The following is a 1,162-nucleotide window of genomic DNA, read 5'->3' on the forward strand; positions in this document are numbered from 1 at the left end:
AAGACAGGTAAATTTGATGCGGCTCTTTTTGAAGATGGTTCTGTCAATGAAGCCCTTGCAACAGCCATCTGGAATGAGAATCCAACAAAACGCCCTGCTCCATTTTTAGCACCGGATGGCCAACCGCGAACAAAGATCAAACAAGCCTCTACAGAGGGCGCTAATGAATACAAGATAAAACTGGAGCGAATGCAAGTTGCGCTAGCAAAAGAAAAGATTGCACTTGAACGATTGCGTGAAACAACTGTTGATCGTGAAGAAGTGAGAAAAGAAGCATGGAACTTTGGAAGAGCGCATCGAGATACAATGCTCAATTTTGCCTATCGCTTTGGTACTGAAATTGCGGCGCAAGTGGGATGTGATGCTGCGAGCCTTATTGGAGCTATCGATCATCATATGCGCAAAGCTTTAGTAGAAAATGTCGTCCCTGTTTCTTTTCACGATCCCAACATTTTAGAAGAGAATCCAGAACATGATAAGTGATGCTTCGCCCTCGTCCTCTGATGCTGGGCTCTTTTTTTGCTATGCGAATGAAGGACGCCGTCCTGACCCGCCTTATACTGTTTCCCAGTGGGCTGATAAAAATCGTTATTTGAGCACAGTTACGAGTGCTGAGCCTGGATTATGGAGGACTATACGTACCCCCTATTTACGAGAGATCATGGATAATCTTTCTGTTTATGATCCGACTGAAACAACGGTTGTGATGAAGGGGGCTCAGATTGGAATGTCGGAAGCAGCGTTGAACTTTTGTGGTTATGCCATTCATCATAGTCCAGGACCTGCCCTTTATGTGATGCCGACAGTGGAGACCGCTAAGAAACTGTCAAAGTCTCGTCTTGATCCGATGATTTCAGCTAGCCCTGCTTTAAGTGAACGCATTGCTCCTGCTCGTGCAAGAGACAGTGGAAATACAATGTTTTCAAAGGAATTTTATGGGGGGACATTGATGATTACAGGAGCAAATAGTGCTGCTGGATTGCGTTCTTCTCCTATTCGCTATTTGGTTTTGGATGAAGTCGATGCTTACCCATTGAATGTCGATAATGAAGGCGATCCTGTAACAATTGCGGAAAAACGAACCTCTGCTTTTATTCAACGTAAAATTTTTAAATTGTCCACGCCGACACACCGTGACACAAGCCGTATCGCCAAGGATTTT

General features: G+C 44.5%; 2 protein-coding genes. Both read left to right on the top strand.

The annotated features are described in order from the left end of the window. A partial coding sequence (locus ACFIJL_RS09475; RefSeq protein WP_375624459.1) for a hypothetical protein occupies window positions 1-483 on the top strand: 483 nt, incomplete at its 5' end. Continuing rightward, on the top strand, window positions 473-1,162 hold a 690-nt coding region (locus ACFIJL_RS09480), incomplete at its 3' end, for a phage terminase large subunit family protein (protein WP_375624461.1). The genes ACFIJL_RS09475 and ACFIJL_RS09480, both read left to right, overlap by 11 nt.

This window comes from Bartonella sp. TT119HLJHH, from assembly GCF_042193385.1.
In the GTDB taxonomy this organism is placed as follows: Bacteria; Pseudomonadota; Alphaproteobacteria; order Rhizobiales; family Rhizobiaceae; genus Bartonella.